The sequence below is a fragment of the Burkholderia cepacia complex sp. TUM26381 genome, assembly GCF_057439935.1.
In genome coordinates this window covers 2218721-2236225 of record NZ_CM172006.1, presented here as the reverse complement: position 1 = coordinate 2236225, position 17505 = coordinate 2218721, and the positions used below count along the sequence as shown (strand labels likewise).

Annotated in this window: 17 protein-coding genes; 15 read left to right on the top strand and 2 right to left on the bottom strand. The window is 65.2% G+C overall.

The window, feature by feature from the left end:
- Positions 1–15 precede the first annotated feature (15 nt).
- From ACWMMN_RS10465 to ACWMMN_RS10420, 10 genes are all read left to right on the top strand, one after another.
- Positions 16–1212, top strand: a complete 1197-nt coding sequence (locus ACWMMN_RS10465; protein ID WP_059233853.1) for a 1-deoxy-D-xylulose-5-phosphate reductoisomerase — start codon at positions 16–18, stop codon at positions 1210–1212.
- Positions 1213–1223: 11 nt separating this feature from the next.
- Positions 1224–2594, top strand: a complete 1371-nt coding sequence (gene rseP / locus ACWMMN_RS10460) for an RIP metalloprotease RseP (RefSeq protein WP_174993035.1) — start codon at positions 1224–1226, stop codon at positions 2592–2594.
- 61 nt (positions 2595–2655) lie between these two features.
- A complete protein-coding gene (gene bamA / locus ACWMMN_RS10455) occupies positions 2656–4965 on the top strand; it encodes an outer membrane protein assembly factor BamA (RefSeq protein WP_059233855.1) in 2310 nt (769 codons plus the stop codon).
- 64 nt (positions 4966–5029) lie between these two features.
- Complete coding sequence (locus ACWMMN_RS10450) at positions 5030–5527, top strand: OmpH/Skp family outer membrane protein (protein ID WP_059233856.1); 498 nt, start codon at positions 5030–5032, stop codon at positions 5525–5527.
- A gap of 16 nt (positions 5528–5543) precedes the next feature.
- On the top strand, positions 5544–6623 hold the full coding sequence (lpxD, locus tag ACWMMN_RS10445; RefSeq protein ID WP_486422645.1) for a UDP-3-O-(3-hydroxymyristoyl)glucosamine N-acyltransferase: 1080 nt from the start codon (positions 5544–5546) through the stop codon (positions 6621–6623).
- 129 nt (positions 6624–6752) lie between these two features.
- Positions 6753–7220 carry a 3-hydroxyacyl-ACP dehydratase FabZ gene (gene fabZ, locus ACWMMN_RS10440; RefSeq protein ID WP_006495559.1) on the top strand — a complete coding sequence of 156 codons (468 nt, stop codon included), beginning with the start codon at positions 6753–6755 and terminating at the stop codon, positions 7218–7220.
- Between the two features lie 58 nt (positions 7221–7278).
- A complete protein-coding gene (lpxA, locus tag ACWMMN_RS10435) occupies positions 7279–8067 on the top strand; it encodes an acyl-ACP--UDP-N-acetylglucosamine O-acyltransferase (protein WP_059233858.1) in 789 nt (262 codons plus the stop codon).
- 3 nt (positions 8068–8070) lie between these two features.
- Entirely contained in the window at positions 8071–9240 is a 1170-nt protein-coding gene (lpxB, locus tag ACWMMN_RS10430) for a lipid-A-disaccharide synthase (protein ID WP_059233859.1), read from the top strand.
- The gene (gene rnhB / locus ACWMMN_RS10425; protein WP_059233860.1) at positions 9237–9881 is read left to right on the top strand and encodes a ribonuclease HII; all 645 of its coding nucleotides are present in this window, start codon (positions 9237–9239) and stop codon (positions 9879–9881) included. The genes lpxB and rnhB overlap by 4 nt, the downstream gene beginning before the upstream one ends.
- Complete coding sequence (locus ACWMMN_RS10420; protein WP_340624233.1) at positions 9878–10660, top strand: TrmH family RNA methyltransferase; 783 nt, start codon at positions 9878–9880, stop codon at positions 10658–10660. Before rnhB ends, ACWMMN_RS10420 begins: the two co-directional genes overlap by 4 nt.
- 91 nt (positions 10661–10751) lie before the next feature.
- Here ACWMMN_RS10420 and ppsR read toward each other — a convergent pair whose 3' ends face one another.
- The gene (gene ppsR / locus ACWMMN_RS10415; RefSeq protein WP_047900996.1) at positions 10752–11567 is read right to left on the bottom strand and encodes a posphoenolpyruvate synthetase regulatory kinase/phosphorylase PpsR; all 816 of its coding nucleotides are present in this window, start codon (positions 11565–11567) and stop codon (positions 10752–10754) included.
- A 376-nt stretch (positions 11568–11943) separates the two neighbouring features.
- Between ppsR and ppsA the strand changes: the two genes are divergently transcribed.
- The 3 genes from ppsA (at position 11944) to ACWMMN_RS10400 (ending at position 15998) form a co-directional block, all read left to right on the top strand.
- Positions 11944–14346 (top strand): phosphoenolpyruvate synthase, encoded by a 2403-nt coding sequence (gene ppsA, locus ACWMMN_RS10410; protein ID WP_059233862.1) that lies wholly within the window; start codon positions 11944–11946, stop codon positions 14344–14346.
- A 254-nt stretch (positions 14347–14600) separates the two neighbouring features.
- Positions 14601–15035 (top strand): NfeD family protein, encoded by a 435-nt coding sequence (locus ACWMMN_RS10405; protein WP_059236712.1) that lies wholly within the window; start codon positions 14601–14603, stop codon positions 15033–15035.
- A 33-nt stretch (positions 15036–15068) separates the two neighbouring features.
- Positions 15069–15998, top strand: a complete 930-nt coding sequence (locus ACWMMN_RS10400) for an SPFH domain-containing protein (protein WP_059233863.1) — start codon at positions 15069–15071, stop codon at positions 15996–15998.
- 155 nt (positions 15999–16153) lie between these two features.
- Here ACWMMN_RS10400 and smpB read toward each other — a convergent pair whose 3' ends face one another.
- Entirely contained in the window at positions 16154–16600 is a 447-nt protein-coding gene (smpB, locus tag ACWMMN_RS10395; protein WP_014896751.1) for an SsrA-binding protein SmpB, read from the bottom strand.
- Positions 16601–16698: 98 nt separating this feature from the next.
- Between smpB and ACWMMN_RS10390 the strand changes: the two genes are divergently transcribed.
- Positions 16699–17136 (top strand): type II toxin-antitoxin system RatA family toxin, encoded by a 438-nt coding sequence (locus ACWMMN_RS10390; RefSeq protein WP_034188832.1) that lies wholly within the window; start codon positions 16699–16701, stop codon positions 17134–17136.
- A 4-nt stretch (positions 17137–17140) separates the two neighbouring features.
- A complete protein-coding gene (locus ACWMMN_RS10385) occupies positions 17141–17464 on the top strand; it encodes an RnfH family protein (protein WP_059233864.1) in 324 nt (107 codons plus the stop codon).
- The last annotated feature ends 41 nt before the right edge of the window (positions 17465–17505 follow it).

Below are 17505 nucleotides of genomic sequence, written 5' to 3'. Positions count from 1 at the left end.
ACCATTAATTCTGTTATGCAAAAACGTCTGACATTGCTCGGTTCCACGGGCTCGATCGGAGACAGCACGCTCGACGTGGTCGCCCGCCATCCCGAGCGCTTCTCGGTCTACGCGCTGACTGCGCACCGCAACGGCGACAAGCTCGTCGAGCAGTGTCTGCGCTTCGCGCCCGAAGTGGCGGTGGTCGGCGATGCCGCGACGGCCGCACACGTCGAAGCGAAGCTGCGCGCGGCAGGCAGCAAGACGGCCGTGCTGTACGGCCCGCAGGCGCTCGTCGACGTGTCGACGAGCGATGGCTGCGATACGGTGGTCGCGGCGATCGTCGGCGCGGCCGGCCTGGCGCCGAGCCTCGCGGCTGCGCGCGCCGGCAAGCGGATCCTGCTCGCGAACAAGGAAGCGCTCGTGATGTCGGGCGCGATCTTCATGGACGCCGTGCGCGACCACGGCGCGATCCTGCTGCCGGTCGACAGCGAACACAACGCGATCTTCCAGTGCATGCCGCGCGACGCGGCCGAGCACGGCGGGATCTCGAAGATCATCCTGACTGCGTCGGGCGGTCCGTTCCGCACGCGCGAGCCGGCCACGCTCGTCGACGTGACGCCGGACGAAGCGTGCAAGCACCCGAACTGGGTGATGGGCCGCAAGATCTCGGTCGATTCGGCGACGATGATGAACAAGGGCCTCGAGGTGATCGAGGCGCACTGGATCTTCGGGCTGCCGGGCGATCGCATCGACGTGCTGATCCATCCGCAGAGCGTGATCCATTCGCTCGTGTCGTACCGTGACGGCTCGGTGCTCGCGCAGCTCGGCAATCCCGACATGCGCACGCCGATCGCGCATGCGCTCGCGTTCCCCGAGCGCGTCGACGCGGGCGTCGACCAGCTCGACCTCGCGCAGATCGCGCAGCTGTCATTCGAGAAGCCCGACTACGCGCGCTTCCCGTGCCTCGCGCTCGCGCTGAAGGCACTCGAGGAAGGCGGCATCGCGAGCGCCGCATTGAACGCGGCGAACGAAGTTGCGGTCGAAGCATTTCTCGAGCGCCGGATCGGCTTCATGGCGATCGCGGCGACGGTCGACTCGGTGCTCAACGCACTGCCGAACCGCGCGCCCGACGGGCTCGACGATGTCCTGGCGGCGGATGCCGAGGCACGCCGCCTCGCCGCCGAGATCATTGCGAAAGCGCCTGCGCCACGCGTGGAGCGTACTGTCTGAATGGGGTGCTCATGAACGTGCTGGTCGAACTGGTCGCGTTTGCGGTGGCGATCGGGGTACTGGTCGTCGTGCATGAGTACGGACACTATCGCGTCGCGCGCTGGTGCGGCGTGAAGGTGCTGCGTTTCTCGATCGGCTTCGGCCAGCCCATTGCGCGCTGGGTCAGCCGCCGGACCGGCACCGAGTGGACGCTGTCCGTGCTGCCGCTCGGCGGCTACGTGAAGATGCTCGACGAGCGCGATCCGGGCCCCGGCATCCAGCCCGAGGAGCTCGGGCAGGCGTTCAACCGGCAATCCGTCTACAAGCGGATCGCGATTGTCGCGGCCGGGCCGATTGCGAACTTCCTGTTGGCAATCGCGCTGTTCTCGATCGTGTTTGCTACGGGCGTGACCGAGCCGGCCGCGATCGTCGCGCCGCCGGCCGCCGGCACGGTGGCGGCCCGCGCGGGCTTCGACGGCAGCGAGACGGTCGTGTCGATCCGCAACGCGCAGGGCGGCGAGTCCGAGCCGGTGCGGTCGTGGTCGGACTTGCGCTGGAAGCTGCTGTCGGCCGCGTTCGACCACCGCGAGATCGTGCTCGGCGCGCGCGACGGCAACGCAACGTTCGATTTCCGCGTCGACCTCCGCAACGTTCCCGATAGCCAGCTCGACGACGATTTCATGGCCCATCTGGGCTTCGAGACCGGCGGCGGCACGCTGTCGGTCGCATCCGTGCAGCCGGGCAGCGCGGCGGAGCAGGCCGGGCTGAAGGCGGGCGACAAGCTGGTGGCGCTCGGCGGCAAGCCGATCGGCGGCGCAACGCGTTTCATCGATTCGGTGAAGCACCACGCGGGCCAGGCGCTCGACCTGCAGATCGAGCGCGACGGCGCCACACAGACGGTGTCGATCGTGCCGCAGACGCAGCGCGACGACGAATCGGGGCAGCAGGTCGGCCGGATCGGCGCGGCGCTGTCGATGCACGCGCCGTCCGTCGACGTGCGCTACGGGCCGATCGAGAGCCTGCGGCTCGGCGCGCACCGCACGTGGGACATTTCCGTGTATTCGCTGAAGATGTTCGGGCGGATGATCACGGGCAACGCATCGCTGAAGAACCTGTCCGGCCCAGTGACGATCGCCGACTACGCAGGCAAGAGCGCGCGGCTCGGTCCGTCGGCGTTCCTGTCGTTCCTCGCCCTTGTCAGCATTAGCCTTGGCGTCCTGAACTTGTTGCCGATTCCCGTTTTGGACGGGGGGCATCTGTTATATTATGCGGTTGAAGCCGCGACCGGGAAAGCCGTCTCGGAGCGCTGGCAGCTGATTCTGCAAAGAGCCGGGTTGATCTGCATCGTCGCATTGTCGGCGATCGCGCTGTTCAACGATCTGGCTCGGTTAATCCATTTCTGAAGCGTCAGGCGGCCGCTGCTCGGCAGTCGCCCGATTTGATGCAGCTAAATATTGGGGATGCATGTTGTTCAAACCTCATCGCTTTGTACCTAAGACAGTTGCAGCGGCCGCGCTCGCCGCTCACGGCCTCGCGGCGCATGCAGCGGCACCGTTCGTGGTGCAAGACATCAAGATCGAGGGGCTGCAGCGCGTCGAAGCGGGTTCGGTGTTCGCCTATCTGCCGATCAAGCAGGGCGATACCTTCACGGACGACAAGGCATCCGAAGCAATCCGCGCGTTGTACGCGACGGGCTTTTTCAACGACGTGCGCATCGCGACGCAAGGCAACGTCGTCATCGTGCAGGTGCAGGAGCGTCCGGCCATCGCGTCGATCGACTTCACCGGCACGAAGGAATTCGACAAGGACAACCTGACGAAGGCGCTGCGCGCCGTCGGCCTCGCCGACGGCCGCTACTACGACAAGGCGCTCGTCGACAAGGCGGAGCAGGAGCTCAAGCGCCAGTACCTGACGCGCGGCTTCTATGCGGCCGAGGTCAAGACGACGATCACGCCGGTCGATGCGAACCGCGTGTCGATCCTGTTCGCGGTGGCCGAAGGCCCGAGCGCGAAGATCCGCCAGATCAACTTCATCGGCAACAAGGCGTTCAGCACGAGTAAGCTGCGCGACGAGATGCAGCTGTCGACGCCGAACTGGTTCTCCTGGTACACGAAGAACGACCTGTACTCGAAGGAAAAGCTCACCGGCGACCTCGAGGCCGTGCGCTCGTACTACCTGAACCGCGGCTACCTCGAGTTCAACATCGAGTCGACCCAGGTGTCGATCTCGCCCGACAAGAAGGACATGTACCTGACGGTCACGCTGCACGAAGGCGAGCCGTACACGGTGTCGGGCATCAAGCTGTCGGGCAACCTGCTCGATCGCGAGGCCGAACTCACCAAGCTGATCAAGATCAAGCCGGGCGACCGCTTCTCGGCCGAAAAGCTCCAGCAGACCACCAAGTCGATCGTCGACAAGCTCGGTGAATACGGCTACGCCTTCGCGACCGTCAACGCGCAGCCGGACATCGACCAGGCGAACCACAAGGTGAACCTGAACCTCGTCGTCGATCCGAGCCGCCGCGTGTACGTGCGCCGCATCAACGTCGTCGGCAACACGCGCACGCGCGACGAAGTGGTGCGCCGCGAAATGCGCCAGCTCGAAAGCTCGTGGTTCGATTCGAACCGCCTCGCGCTGTCGAAAGATCGCGTCAACCGTCTCGGCTACTTCACCAACGTCGACGTGACGACGGTGCCGGTCGAAGGCACGAACGACCAGGTCGACGTGAACGTGAAGGTCGACGAAAAGCCGACCGGCGCCATCACGCTGGGTGCGGGCTTCTCATCGACGGACAAGGTCGTGCTGTCGGCCGGCGTGTCGCAGGACAACGTGTTCGGTTCGGGTACCAGCCTGTCGGTGAACGTCAACACCGCGAAGAGCTACCGTACGCTGACCGTCACGCAGGTCGACCCGTACTTCACGGTCGACGGCATCAAGCGGATCACGGACGTCTACTACCGTACGTACCAGCCGCTGTACTATTCGACGAGCTCGAGCTTCCGGATCATCAGCGCGGGCGGCAACCTGAAGTTCGGCATTCCGTTTTCGGAAGTCGACACCGTCTACTTCGGCGCGGGCTTCGAGCAGAACCGCCTCGACGTCGATTCGAACACGCCGCAGAGCTACCAGGATTATGTGAACCAGTTCGGCCGCGTGTCGAACACGGTGCCGCTGACGGTGGCCTGGTCGCGCGACGCGCGTGACAGCGCGCTGATTCCGAGCCGCGGCTACTTCACGCAGGCGAACATGGAGTACGGCGTGCCGGTCGGCAAGATCCAGTACTACAAGGCCGACCTGCAGGCGCAATACTACTATTCGTTCTCGCGCGGCTTCATCCTGGGCATGAACCTGCAGGGTGGCTACGGCAACGGTATCGGCAACCCGTACCCGATCTTCAAGAACTACTACGCGGGCGGTATCGGCTCCGTGCGTGGCTACGAGCCGAGCTCGCTGGGCCCGCGCGACACGAAGACGAACGACCCGATCGGCGGTTCGAAGATGCTCGTCGGCAACATCGAACTGACGTTCCCGCTGCCGGGCACCGGCTACGACCGCACGCTGCGCGTGTTCACGTTCCTTGACGGCGGTAACGTGTGGGGCAACGCACCGGGCGGCACGAGTACGGGCGCGAACGGCCTGCGCTACGGCTACGGTGTGGGTCTCGCGTGGATCTCGCCGATCGGCCCGCTGAAGCTGAGCCTCGGTTTCCCGCTGCAGAAGCACGAAGGCGACCAGTACCAGAAATTCCAGTTCCAGATCGGGACGGCGTTCTGACCGAACGCATGACAACAGCAATGAGAGGGTAATTTTGCTAACCGGTAAGTTTTCGAAACGAGTGATGTGCGCGCTGACCGTTGCGCTGGCCCTGGGCGCGGCAACGGTGCACGCACAGGACGTCGCCCGCATTGCGGCGGTCAATTCGGATCGGATCCTGCGCGAGTCGGTGCCCGCGAAGGCGGCGCAGACGAAGCTCGAAGCCGAGTTCGCGAAGCGTGACAAGGATCTGCAGGACCTGGGCGCGCGCCTGAAGTCGATGTCCGATTCGCTGGACAAGAACGGCGCGTCGCTGTCGGCGGCCGATCGTGCGCAGAAGCAGCGCGATCTCGCCCAGCTCGATACCGACTTCCAGCGCAAGCAGCGCGAGTTCCGCGAAGACCTGAACCAGCGTCGCAACGAGGAACTGGCGGCCGTGCTGGAGCGGGCGAACAAGGTCATCAAGCAGATCGCCGAGCAGCAGAATTACGACCTGATCGTGCAGGAAGCCGTGTACGTCAGCCCGCGCATCGACATCACCGACAAGGTGCTCAAGGCGCTCGCGTCCGGCTCGACGAACTGAACGGAGCAGACGACGAATGGCATTGACGCTTGAGGAACTCGTAAAGCGGTTCGGCGGCGAGATCGCCGGCGACGCACAGTGCAAGGTGGGCGGGCTCGCACCGCTCGACCAGGCAGGCCCTCAGCAACTCGCGTTCCTCGCGAATCCGAAGTACCTGTCGCAGGTCGAGACGACCCGGGCAGGCGCGGTGCTGATCGCACCGAAGGATCTGGAGAAGCTGGGTGCGGCCGCTAGCGGCCGCAATTTCATCGTCACGCCGAATCCGTACGCGTACTTTGCGCGCGTCGCGCAGATGTTCATCGACCTGGCCACGCCGCAGCGCGCCGCCGGCGTGCATCCGAGCGCGACGATCGATCCGGCCGCGAAGATCGCGGCGAGCGCGGTGATCGGCCCGCACGTGACGGTCGAGGCCGGCGCGGTGATCGAGGACGGCGTGCAGCTCGACGCGAACGTCTTCGTCGGCCGCGGCACGACGATCGGCGCCGGTTCGCACTTCTATCCGAACGCATCGGTGTACCACGGCTGCAAGGTCGGCCCGCGCGCGATCGTCCATTCGGGCGCCGTGATCGGCTCCGACGGCTTCGGCTTTGCACCGGATTTCGTCGGCGACGGCGACGCGCGCACCGGCAGCTGGGTCAAGATCCCGCAGGTCGGCGGCGTGACGATCGGCCCGGACGTCGAAATCGGCGCGAACACGACGATCGATCGCGGCGCGATGGCGGATACCGTCATCGAGGAATGCGTGAAGATCGACAACCAGGTCCAGATCGGCCACAACTGCCGGATCGGCGCCTATACGGTGATCGCCGGCAGCGCTGGCATCGCGGGCAGCACGACGATCGGCCGCCACTGCATGATCGGCGGCGCGGCCGGGATCGCCGGCCACGTGACGCTCGGCGACTATGTCATCATCACCGCGAAGTCGGGCGTATCGAAGTCGCTGCCGAAGGCCGGCATCTATACCAGCGCGTTTCCGGCCGTCGACCACGGCGAATGGAACAAGAGCGCCGCGCTCGTGCGCAACCTCGACAAGCTGCGCGAGCGCATCAAGGTGCTCGAAGCCGCGCTCGCCGCCCAGGGCGGCACGGACGCCTGAGCGCATCATGCGAGACCACGAACCGGGCACGGCCAGCGCAACCGGCCCGGTTTGCCAGACTGGGCCGCGCGGCGGCCCGCTTCAGCCTTTGCATCACCACCGCGCAGCCCCTGCGTGAGACGAACCATCATGAGCACTGAAAAAATCAATCTCGACATCCACAAGATCCTCACGCTGCTGCCGCATCGCTACCCGATTCTGCTCGTCGATCGCGTGCTCGAACTCGAGCCGCACAAAGGAATCAAAGCGCTGAAGAACGTGTCGATCAACGAGCCGTTCTTCCAGGGGCATTTCCCGAAGCGGCCGGTGATGCCGGGCGTGCTGATCCTCGAGGCGCTCGCGCAGGCGGCCGCACTGCTGACCTTCGCGGAAGAGCAGCCGAAGGATCCGGAGAACACGCTGTACTACTTCGTCGGCATCGACGGCGCGCGCTTCAAGCGCGTGGTCGAACCGGGCGACCAACTGATTCTGAACGTGACGTTCGAACGCTACATCCGCGGCATCTGGAAGTTCAAGGCGGTGGCGGAAGTGGACGGCAAGGTGGCGGCGGAAGCCGAGCTGATGTGCACGGTCAAGACGGCCGACGCGGCGCCCTGAGCGACGCGGCACGCATGGGCAACGCAACGCGACACATCACATCGAGAGGCAACGGCGCATGACCAGGATTCATCCCACCGCGATTGTCGAGCCGGGCGCGCAAATCGACGAATCGGTCGAGATCGGCCCGTACGCAATCGTCGGTCCGCACGTCACGATCGGCGCGCGCACGACGATCGGCTCGCACAGCGTGATCGAAGGCCATACGACGCTCGGCGAGGACAACCGCATCGGCCATTACGCGTCGGTCGGCGGCCGTCCGCAGGACATGAAGTACAAGGACGAGCCGACGAAGCTCGTGATCGGCAACCGCAACACGATCCGCGAATTCACGACGATCCACACGGGCACCGTGCAGGACGTCGGCGTGACGACGCTCGGCGACGACAACTGGATCATGGCCTACGTGCACATCGGCCATGACTGCCGCGTCGGCAACAACGTGATTCTGTCGAGCAACGCGCAGATGGCCGGCCACGTCGAGATCGGCGACTGGGCGATCGTCGGCGGCATGTCGGGTGTCCACCAGTTCGTGCGGATCGGCGCGCATTCGATGCTGGGCGGCGCGTCGGCGCTCGTGCAGGACATCCCGCCGTTCGTGATCGCGGCCGGCAACAAGGCAGAGCCGCACGGGATCAACGTCGAAGGGCTGCGCCGGCGCGGCTTCTCGGCCGATGCGATCTCGGCGCTGCGCAGCGCGTACCGCGTGCTGTACAAGAACGGCCTGTCGTTCGAGGAAGCGAAGGTGCAGTTGCGCGAGCTGGCGGAGGCGGGCGGCGACGGCGATGCGCCGGTGAAGGCGCTCGTCGATTTCATCGACGCGTCGCAACGCGGCATCATCCGCTAAGCGATGCCGCTTCCGACCAATCAGCTCCGGCTCGCGATGGTAGCCGGCGAGCCGTCGGGCGACCTGCTCGGGGCATCGCTGCTCGGCGGGTTGCGCGAGCGGCTGCCCGAATCGGCCCAGTACTACGGGATCGGCGGGCAGCGGATGATCGCGCAGGGCTTCGACTCGCACTGGCAGATGGACAAGCTGACCGTGCGCGGCTATGTCGAGGCGCTGGGCCAGATTCCCGAGATCCTGCGGATTCGCGGCGAACTGAAGCGCCAGCTGCTCGCGGAGCGGCCGGACGCATTCATCGGCGTCGACGCCCCCGATTTCAACTTCAGCGTCGAACAGGCGGCGCGCGACGCAGGCATCCCGTCGATCCACTTCGTGTGCCCGTCGATCTGGGCGTGGCGCGGCGGCCGGATCAAGAAGATCGCGAAGTCCGTCGATCACATGTTGTGCCTGTTCCCGTTCGAACCGGCGATCCTCGACAAGGCGGGCGTCGCATCGACGTATGTCGGCCATCCGCTGGCCGACGAAATCCCGCTCGAACCCGACACGCACGGCGCGCGCATCGCGCTGGGCCTGCCCGCCGACGGCCCCGTGATTGCGGTGCTGCCGGGCAGCAGGCGCTCGGAGATCGCGCTGATCGGCCCGACGTTCTTTGCGGCGATGGCGCTGATGCAACAGCGCGAGCCCGGCGTGCGGTTCGTGATGCCGGCGGCGACGCCCGCGCTGCGCGAACTGCTGCAGCCGCTCGTCGACGCGCATCCGCAGCTCGCGCTGACGATCACCGACGGCCGCTCGCAGGTCGCGATGACGGCCGCCGACGCGATCCTCGTGAAGAGCGGCACCGTGACGCTGGAAGCCGCGCTGCTGAAGAAGCCGATGGTGATCTCGTACAAGGTGCCCTGGCTGACCGGGCAGATCATGCGCCGGCAGGGCTACCTGCCGTACGTCGGCTTGCCGAACATCCTGGCGGGGCGTTTCGTCGTGCCCGAGCTGCTGCAGCATTTCGCGACGCCCGAGGCGCTCGCCGATGCAACGCTCACGCAGCTGCGCGATGACGCGAACCGCCGCACGCTGACCGAAGTGTTTACCGAAATGCATCTTTCGCTGCGGCAGAATACGGCCGTGAAGGCGGCCGAAGCCGTCGTGCGCGTGCTCGAACATCGCAAGGGGCGCGCATGACCGCGGTACGTGCATCACGCCGCCGCGCGTCGAGCGACGAGCAGGGCGGTTTCGACTTCAGCCGTCCCGACGAAATCGTCTGCGGCGTCGACGAAGCCGGCCGCGGCCCGCTTGCGGGGCCGGTGGTGGCCGCCGCAGTGATTCTCGATCCGGCGCAGCCGATCGACGGGCTCGACGATTCGAAGGCGCTGTCCGCGAAGAAGCGTGACGCGCTGTACGACCTGATCGTCGCGCGGTCGCGCGCGTATTGCGTCGCGTCGGCGAGCGTCGACGAGATCGATACGCTGAACATCCTGCACGCGACGATGCTTGCGATGAAGCGGGCCGTCGAGGGCCTGTCGGTGCTGCCGACGCTCGCGCAGATCGACGGCAACCGCTGCCCGACGCTGATGGTGCGGGCCGAGGCGATCGTCAGTGGCGACGCGCTGGTGCCGAGCATCTCGGCCGCGTCGATCCTCGCGAAGGTCACGCGCGACCGGATGCTGGTCGACCTGCACGAGCGCTTCCCGGTGTACGGTTTCAACGTGCACGCGGGCTACGGTACCGCGAAACACCTTGCCGCATTGCGCGAGCACGGCCCGTGCGAAGCGCATCGGCGCACGTTCGCGCCCGTCCGTGCGGCACTCGACCTGATTCGATGAAAAGCATTACTTCCCGCGACAACCCGCTGTACAAGCGCCTGAAGGCGCTCGCGGGTTCGACGCCCCATCAGCGCCGCAGCGGCCAGGCGCTGCTCGAAGGATTCCACCTCGCGAGCGCGTACCTCGATACGGGTGCGACGCCGGAACTGTGCGTGGCGACCGAGGGCGCACTTGGCCACGCCGAGGCGCAGGCGATCGTCGCGCGCATCGATGCGCAGCGGATCGTCACGCTGCCCGACGCGCTGTTCGGGCAGTTGTCGAATGTCGTCAACGGCGTCGGTTTCCTGCTGCTCGTCGATCGGCCCGAACAACCGCTGCCTGCTCGCGTCACGCATACGTCGGTCGTGCTCGACGGCGTGCAGGATGCCGGCAACGTCGGCTCGATCCTGCGCAGCGCGGCGGCGGCGGGCGTGCGCCACGTGTTCTGTGCGCCGGGCACCGCCTACGCGTGGTCGTCGAAGGTGCTGCGCTCGGGCATGGGGGCGCATTTCCTGCTGTCGATCCACGAGGATGTCGACGCCGTCGCGCTCGCCGAACGGCTCGGCGTGCCGGTCGCGCTGACCGACTCGCATGGCGCGCAGGCGGTCTACGACTGCGACCTGTCGGGGCCGGTTGCCTGGGTGTTCGGCAACGAGGGCGCCGGCGTGTCGGCGTTCTGGCGCGACGCGGCCACGCATCGCGTGACGATTCCACAGCCGGGCGGGATGGAGTCGCTGAACGTCGCGGCGGCGGCAGCGGTATGCCTGTTCGAGCAGGTGCGCCAGCAGCGGCCTGCGTGATGCCGCCCCCGCGCATTTGCCGCACCATGAAAAAAGGCCGCGTCAGACGCGGCCTTTTTGTTTCCGGCGGCGGACACGCGGCCGCCCGTGCTCAGTACGACTGCCGGTCGAGACGGATTTCCTGCAGGATCGTCGTCGCGATTTCCTCGATCGACTTGTGCGTCGACGACAGCCACTTGATCCCTTCGCGGCGCATCATCGCTTCGGCCTCGTTGATCTCGTAGCGGCAGTTCTCGGGCGCCGCATACTTGCTGCCCGGCCGGCGCTCGTTACGGATCTCCGACAGGCGCTGCGGGTCGATCGACAGCCCGAACAGCTTCTCGCGGTGTGCGGACAGCGCCGACGGCAGCTTGCCGCGCTCGAAGTCTTCCGGAATCAGCGGATAGTTTGCTGCCTTCACGCCGTACTGCATCGCGAGGTACAGGCTCGTCGGCGTCTTGCCGCTGCGCGACACGCCGACGAGGATCACGTCGGCTTCCGACAGGTTGCGGTTCGACTGGCCGTCGTCGTGCGCGAGCGAGAAGTTGATCGCCTCGATCCGCGTCTTGTATTCCTCGGTGTCGGCGTTCTGGTGGCCGCGGCCCATCGCGTGGCTGGACTTGAGCTCCAGTTCCTGCTCGAGCGGTTCGACGAAGCGCTGGAACATGTCGAGCACGAGCGCGTTCGAGCGCTTGACGATGTCGTTCGACTCGCTGTCGACGAGCGTCGTGAACACGATTGCGCGGCGGCCGTCGTGCACGGCGGCCTCGTTGATCTTCTCGACGGTCGCATAGGCCTTGTCGAGCGAGTCGACGAACGGCACGCGTACGAGACGGAATTTCTGGTCGAACTGGGAGAGGATCGAGTGCGCGAAGGTTTCGGCAGTGATCCCGGTGCCGTCGGAGACGATGAATACGGTAGGCAGCATGAATCTGGGCGTCGAGCGTGAAGGGCGGTTGCGCGGGCGGCTGGAGGTTCGCCTCCAGACGCAGTGACAAGGTCGCGCCACATCCGGCAGCCGGCACGGTAGAATAGCGGCAACCTGTTGGATAAGCAATTGCGGGGGCAGGGCGCGAACGGCGCCCGCGGCCTGACCACTTGATTCCAAAATTCCCGGCAAGTTTGGCGATTTGTCTGCATATATCGCCCTTCTGCCGGGATTTTTGCAAATCGGGTCGGAATATTTTTCGCCGCTGCGAGTGTTTATCTAACAGGTTGCGCAAGACGCGCCGCGCCTTTTTGCAAGCGCCCGCGTCCGAGCCCACTTGCGCAATCGAGCATTTTTTTCACACTTAGGGGCTTGTATGACTAACGCAGCAAACGTCGCAAAGGACCAGGCGTATGTAATTCCGTTCGAGCAGTTGCGGATGACCGATGTGGAAATCGTGGGCGGCAAGAATGCGTCGCTCGGCGAGATGATCAGCCAGCTTTCCGAAGCAGGCGTTCGCGTACCCACCGGTTTCGCCACGACCGCGCTCGCGTTCCGTGATTTCCTCAAGCACAACGACCTGACCGATCGTATTGCCAAGCGTCTCGAGTCCCTCGACATCGACGACGTGAAGGCGCTCGCCGAAGCCGGTGCCGAAATCCGCAAGTGGATCGTCGACGCGCCGATGCAGGCACGTCTCGAGCAGGAAATCCGCGAGCAGTTCGAAGTCCTGAAGAGCGGCTCGCCGGCCGAGCTGTCGTTCGCCGTGCGTTCGTCCGCGACCGCGGAAGACCTGCCCGACGCATCGTTCGCCGGCCAGCAGGAGTCGTACCTGAACGTCGTCGGCATCGAAGACGTGCTCGACCGCATGAAGCACGTGTTCGCGTCGCTGTACAACGACCGCGCGATCTCGTACCGCGTGCACAAGGGCTTCACGCACGCCGAAGTCGCGCTGTCGGCCGGCGTGCAGCGCATGGTCCGCTCGGACGTCGGCGCCGCCGGCGTGATGTTCACGATCGACACCGAATCGGGCTTCAAGGACGCCGTGTTCATCACGTCGAGCTACGGCCTGGGCGAAACCGTCGTGCAGGGCGCCGTGAACCCGGACGAGTTCTACGTGTTCAAGACGACGCTCGCGCAGGACAAGTACCCGATCATCCGCCGCTCGATCGGCTCGAAGCTGATCAAGATGGAATTCACGCAGCCGGGCGAGCCGGGCCGCGTGAAGACGGTCGACGTGCCGCACGAGCAGCGCAACCGCTACTCGATCACCGACGAGGACGTGATCGAACTGGCGAAGTACGCGGTCATCATCGAGAAGCACTACCAGCGTCCGATGGACATCGAGTGGGGCAAGGACGGCCGCGACGGCAAGATCTTCATCCTGCAGGCACGCCCGGAAACCGTGAAGAGCCAGGCAACCGGCAAGGCCGAGCAGCGCTTCAAGCTGAAGGGTCAGTCGCAGGTGCTGGCGACGGGCCGTGCGATCGGCCAGAAGATCGGCGCGGGCCCCGTGCGCGTGATCCAGGATCCGTCGGAAATGGAACGCGTGCAGCCGGGCGACGTGCTGGTGGCCGACATGACCGACCCGAACTGGGAGCCGGTGATGAAGCGTGCGGCTGCGATCGTCACGAACCGCGGCGGCCGGACCTGCCACGCGGCGATCATCGCGCGTGAGCTCGGCGTGCCGGCAGTCGTCGGTTGCGGCGATGCGACCGACATCCTGAAGGACGGCGCGCTCGTCACCGTGTCGTGCGCGGAAGGCGACGAAGGCAAGATCTACGACGGCCTGCTCGAGACGGAAGTCACGGAAGTGCAGCGCGGCGAACTGCCGGCAATTCCGGTCAAGATCATGATGAACGTCGGTAACCCGCAGCTCGCGTTCGACTTCTCGCAACTGCCGAACGGCGGTGTGGGTCTCGCACGTCTCGAGTTCATCATCAACAACAACATCGGCGTTCACCCGAAGGCGATTCTCGAGTACCCGAACATCGACCAGGACCTGAAGAAGGCGGTCGAGAGCGTCGCGCGCGGCCACGCGTCGCCGCGTCAGTTCTACGTCGACAAGCTGACGGAAGGCGTCGCGACGATCGGTGCTGCGTTCTATCCGAAGCCCGTGATCGTGCGTCTGTCCGACTTCAAGTCGAACGAGTACAAGAAGCTGATCGGCGGTTCGCGTTACGAGCCGGACGAGGAAAACCCGATGCTGGGCTTCCGTGGCGCGTCGCGTTACATCGCTGAAGACTTCGCGCAGGCGTTCGAGATGGAATGCCGTGCACTGAAGCGCGTGCGCGACGAGATGGGCCTGACCAACGTCGAGATCATGGTGCCGTTCGTGCGGACCGTGAAGCAGGCGGAGCGTGTCGTCGGCCTGCTCGAGAAGTTCGGCCTGAAGCGCGGCGAAAACGGCCTGCGCCTCGTGATGATGTGCGAAGTCCCGACCAACGCGATCCTCGCCGAAGAGTTCCTGCAGTACTTCGACGGTTTCTCGATCGGCTCGAACGACCTCACGCAGCTCACGCTCGGCCTCGACCGCGATTCGGGCATGGAACTGCTGGCCGTCGACTTCGACGAACGCGACCCGGCCGTCAAGTTCCTGCTGAAGCGCGCAATCGATACCTGCCGCAAGATGGGCAAGTACGTCGGTATCTGCGGCCAGGGCCCGTCCGATCACCCGGACTTCGCGCAATGGCTGACCGACGAAGGCATCGAGTCGATCTCGCTGAACCCGGACACGATCATCGATACGTGGCAAGCGCTCGCTGCCAACCGGAAGTAACGGTCGGTAATGCATCTTCGGCGAAGGAGCGGCACGGTCGCTCCTTCAATGAAGGCAAAATGCAAGGTTCATGCTATAAACACCCCGGTAAGCACCGGGGTGTTTTTGTTTGTCGGTACGCGCCGGGCCGCCCCAAGCGTATCGATCGCCCCTCGGGGGCGCGTCGTGCATGAGACCGGAGCAAGCGCTGAAGCGCCAACTCCGGCCGACAGCGAACGAGCGTAAGCGTGGGGGCCGTTTTCCTGGAGACCACAATCATGTCGGGGCATCTGTTCTGGTGGGTCGCGGTGGGCGTGCTGGTTGTCGCCGAGTTGCTGACCGGTACGTTCTATCTGTTGATGATCGCGCTCGGCTTTCTCGCGGGCGGGTTGCTGCAACTGGCTGGTTTCGCGCCGCACGTGCAGTTCGGCGCGGCGGCCGCGGTCGCGATCGTCGCGATGATCGTGCTGCGCCGGTCGGGGCTCGGCCGCAAGCAGAAGCGCGACACGTCGACGAATCCCGACGTCAATCTCGATATCGGCTCGACCGTCACGGTCGATGCATGGCGCGACGGACGCGCGCGCGTGCAGTATCGTGGTGCCGACTGGGACGTCGAGCTCGCGAACGGCGAGCGCGACGATGTGCACGTCTATCAGGTGAGTGCCGTGCGCGGCAATTGTCTCGTGGTCGTGGCGAAACCCGCGGGCTGATCGTCCGCTGATACAACAAGGAGGGAATACTTCATGGATTCGCTGATCATCTGGGTTGTCCTGCTCGTCATCGCGATCGTGATCGTGTCGAAGACGGTGAAGATCGTGCCGCAGCAGCATGCGTGGGTGCTCGAGCGCTTCGGGCGCTATCACGCGACGCTGTCGCCCGGTCTGAACATCGTGCTGCCGTTCGTCGATCGCATCGCGTACCGGCACATACTGAAGGAAATCCCGCTCGACGTGCCGAGCCAGGTCTGTATCACGCGCGACAACACGCAGTTGCAGGTCGACGGCGTGTTGTACTTCCAGGTGACCGATCCGATGAAGGCGTCGTACGGGTCGAGCAACTTCGTGCTCGCGATCACGCAGCTCGCGCAAACCACGCTGCGCTCGGTGGTCGGCAAGCTCGAACTCGACAAGACGTTCGAGGAGCGCGACTTCATCAACCACAACATCGTGTCGGCGCTCGACCAGGCCGCGGCGAACTGGGGCGTGAAGGTGCTGCGCTACGAGATCAAGGATCTGACGCCGCCGAAGGAAATCCTGCACGCGATGCAGGCGCAGATCACCGCGGAGCGCGAAAAGCGCGCGCTGATCGCGGCGTCCGAAGGCCGCAAGCAGGAGCAGATCAACCTCGCGTCGGGGGCGCGTGAAGCGGCGATCCAGAAGTCCGAGGGCGAGCGGCAGGCTGCGATCAACCAGGCGCAGGGCGAAGCCGCCGCGATTCTGGCGGTGGCCGAGGCGAACGCGCAGGCGATCCAGAAGATCGCGAACGCGATCCAGTCGCAGGGCGGGATGGATGCGGTGAACCTGAAGGTCGCCGAGCAGTATGTGAACGCGTTCTCGAACCTCGCGAAGCAGGGCAACACGCTGATCGTGCCGTCGAACCTGTCGGATCTCGGCACCGCGATCTCGTCGGCGCTGACGATCGTCAAGAACGCTTCGACGCCCGCGAAGGGCTGAGCGGCGCGGATCCGGTGCGCAGGCGGCCGCCGCATGCGATCGATGTGCGGCGAATCGTCGCGCAACCGGGCAACCGGCAAGCGCGATTCAGGTAGTCCAAAGCAACACGGCCCGCTTCGAGCGGGCCGTGTCGTTTGCGATGGGCGTGACGCGCGTCAGGTGCCGGCGCGCATGATGCGGGCCTTTTCGCGTTCCCAGTCGCGCTTCTTCTCGGTTTCGCGCTTGTCGTGCAGCTTCTTGCCCTTCGCGAGCGCGATGTCGCACTTCACGCGACCGCCCTTGTAGTGGAAGTTCAGCGGCACGAGCGTATAGCCACGCTGCTCGACCTTGCCGATCAGTTTCTTGATTTCCTCGCGGTGCAGCAGCAGCTTGCGCGTGCGAACCGGGTCGGGCGTGATGTGCGTCGAGGCTTCGGGCAGCGGGCTGATATGGGTACCGATCAGGAAGATTTCGCCGCTCTTCACGACGACGTAACCTTCCCGGATCTGGCCGCGCCCGGCGCGCAGCGCCTTGACTTCCCAGCCCTCAAGCACGAGCCCCGCCTCGTAGCGTTCCTCGATGTGATAATCGAAGTGCGCTTTCCTGTTGTCGATGATGCTCATGAAAGGATCGGGCCAACTCGTTTAAAATCACGATTTTAGCAAAGCGGGGCGGGAATCGCCCGGCTTGTGTTCCTACCTTAAGCGATGCCGCGCGATTTATGGCAGATGTCCAGAAAACCGTATTGATCCGTCATTCGGCGGAACAGATGTTCGACCTCGTCACCGACGTGGCCGACTACCCCAATTTCCTGCCCTGGTGCGGCGGCGTCGAGATTCGCCGTCAGGACGAGAGCGGGATGGAAGCGCGCATCGATATCAACTTCAAGGGCATCAAGCAGCATTTCGCGACGCGCAACACGCAGCAGCGCCCGACGCGGATCGACATGGAGTTCACGGACGGCCCGTTCAAGAAGTTCACGGGCTCGTGGCGCTTCACGGCGCTGCGTGCCGATGCGTGCAAGATCGAATTCGCGCTGCACTACGAGTTCTCGAGCATCCTGCTCGAGAAGATCATCGGGCCGGTGTTCAGCCACATCGCGAACACGTTCGTCGATTCGTTCGTGAAGCGTGCGGACCAGCGCTACGGGAAGGGGTGACGCGATGCTGTCGATCGAAGTCTGCTACGCGCTGCCGGACCGCCAGACGCTGATCCCGCTGTCGCTGCCAGAAGGGGCGACCGTTCGCTCGGCGATCGACGCGAGCGGCGTGCTCGCGCTGCACCCGGAGATCGATCTCGCGCAAGCGAAGACGGGCGTGTACGGCAAGCTCGCGCCGCTCGATGCGCCGCTCGCCGACCACGATCGCGTCGAGATCTACCGCCCGCTGATCGTCGATCCGAAGCTGGCGCGCCAGCGGCGTGTCGACAAGTCCCGACGTGCCGGCTCGATCGAGGGCCGCAAGTGGATGCACAAGGACGCGCGCTGACGCGTCATTCGTTCCGATTCGTCTGATCAAACGCCGCGGCG

Excerpts from the sequence above, each read along its gene's own strand:
- ACWMMN_RS10465 (WP_059233853.1), top strand. The coding sequence starts at position 16 with ATGCAAAAACGTCTGACATTGCTCGGTTCCACGGGCTCGATCGGAGAC.
- rseP (WP_174993035.1), top strand. The coding sequence starts at position 1,224 with ATGAACGTGCTGGTCGAACTGGTCGCGTTTGCGGTGGCGATCGGGGTA.
- bamA (WP_059233855.1), top strand. The coding sequence starts at position 2,656 with ATGTTGTTCAAACCTCATCGCTTTGTACCTAAGACAGTTGCAGCGGCC.
- ACWMMN_RS10450 (WP_059233856.1), top strand. The coding sequence starts at position 5,030 with ATGTGCGCGCTGACCGTTGCGCTGGCCCTGGGCGCGGCAACGGTGCAC.
- lpxD (WP_486422645.1), top strand. The coding sequence starts at position 5,544 with ATGGCATTGACGCTTGAGGAACTCGTAAAGCGGTTCGGCGGCGAGATC.
- fabZ (WP_006495559.1), top strand. The coding sequence starts at position 6,753 with ATGAGCACTGAAAAAATCAATCTCGACATCCACAAGATCCTCACGCTG.
- lpxA (WP_059233858.1), top strand. The coding sequence starts at position 7,279 with ATGACCAGGATTCATCCCACCGCGATTGTCGAGCCGGGCGCGCAAATC.
- lpxB (WP_059233859.1), top strand. The coding sequence starts at position 8,071 with ATGCCGCTTCCGACCAATCAGCTCCGGCTCGCGATGGTAGCCGGCGAG.
- rnhB (WP_059233860.1), top strand. The coding sequence starts at position 9,237 with ATGACCGCGGTACGTGCATCACGCCGCCGCGCGTCGAGCGACGAGCAG.
- ACWMMN_RS10420 (WP_340624233.1), top strand. The coding sequence starts at position 9,878 with ATGAAAAGCATTACTTCCCGCGACAACCCGCTGTACAAGCGCCTGAAG.
- ppsR (WP_047900996.1), bottom strand. The coding sequence starts at position 11,567 with ATGCTGCCTACCGTATTCATCGTCTCCGACGGCACCGGGATCACTGCC.
- ppsA (WP_059233862.1), top strand. The coding sequence starts at position 11,944 with ATGACTAACGCAGCAAACGTCGCAAAGGACCAGGCGTATGTAATTCCG.
- ACWMMN_RS10400 (WP_059233863.1), top strand. The coding sequence starts at position 15,069 with ATGGATTCGCTGATCATCTGGGTTGTCCTGCTCGTCATCGCGATCGTG.
- smpB (WP_014896751.1), bottom strand. The coding sequence starts at position 16,600 with ATGAGCATCATCGACAACAGGAAAGCGCACTTCGATTATCACATCGAG.
- ACWMMN_RS10390 (WP_034188832.1), top strand. The coding sequence starts at position 16,699 with ATGGCAGATGTCCAGAAAACCGTATTGATCCGTCATTCGGCGGAACAG.
- ACWMMN_RS10385 (WP_059233864.1), top strand. The coding sequence starts at position 17,141 with ATGCTGTCGATCGAAGTCTGCTACGCGCTGCCGGACCGCCAGACGCTG.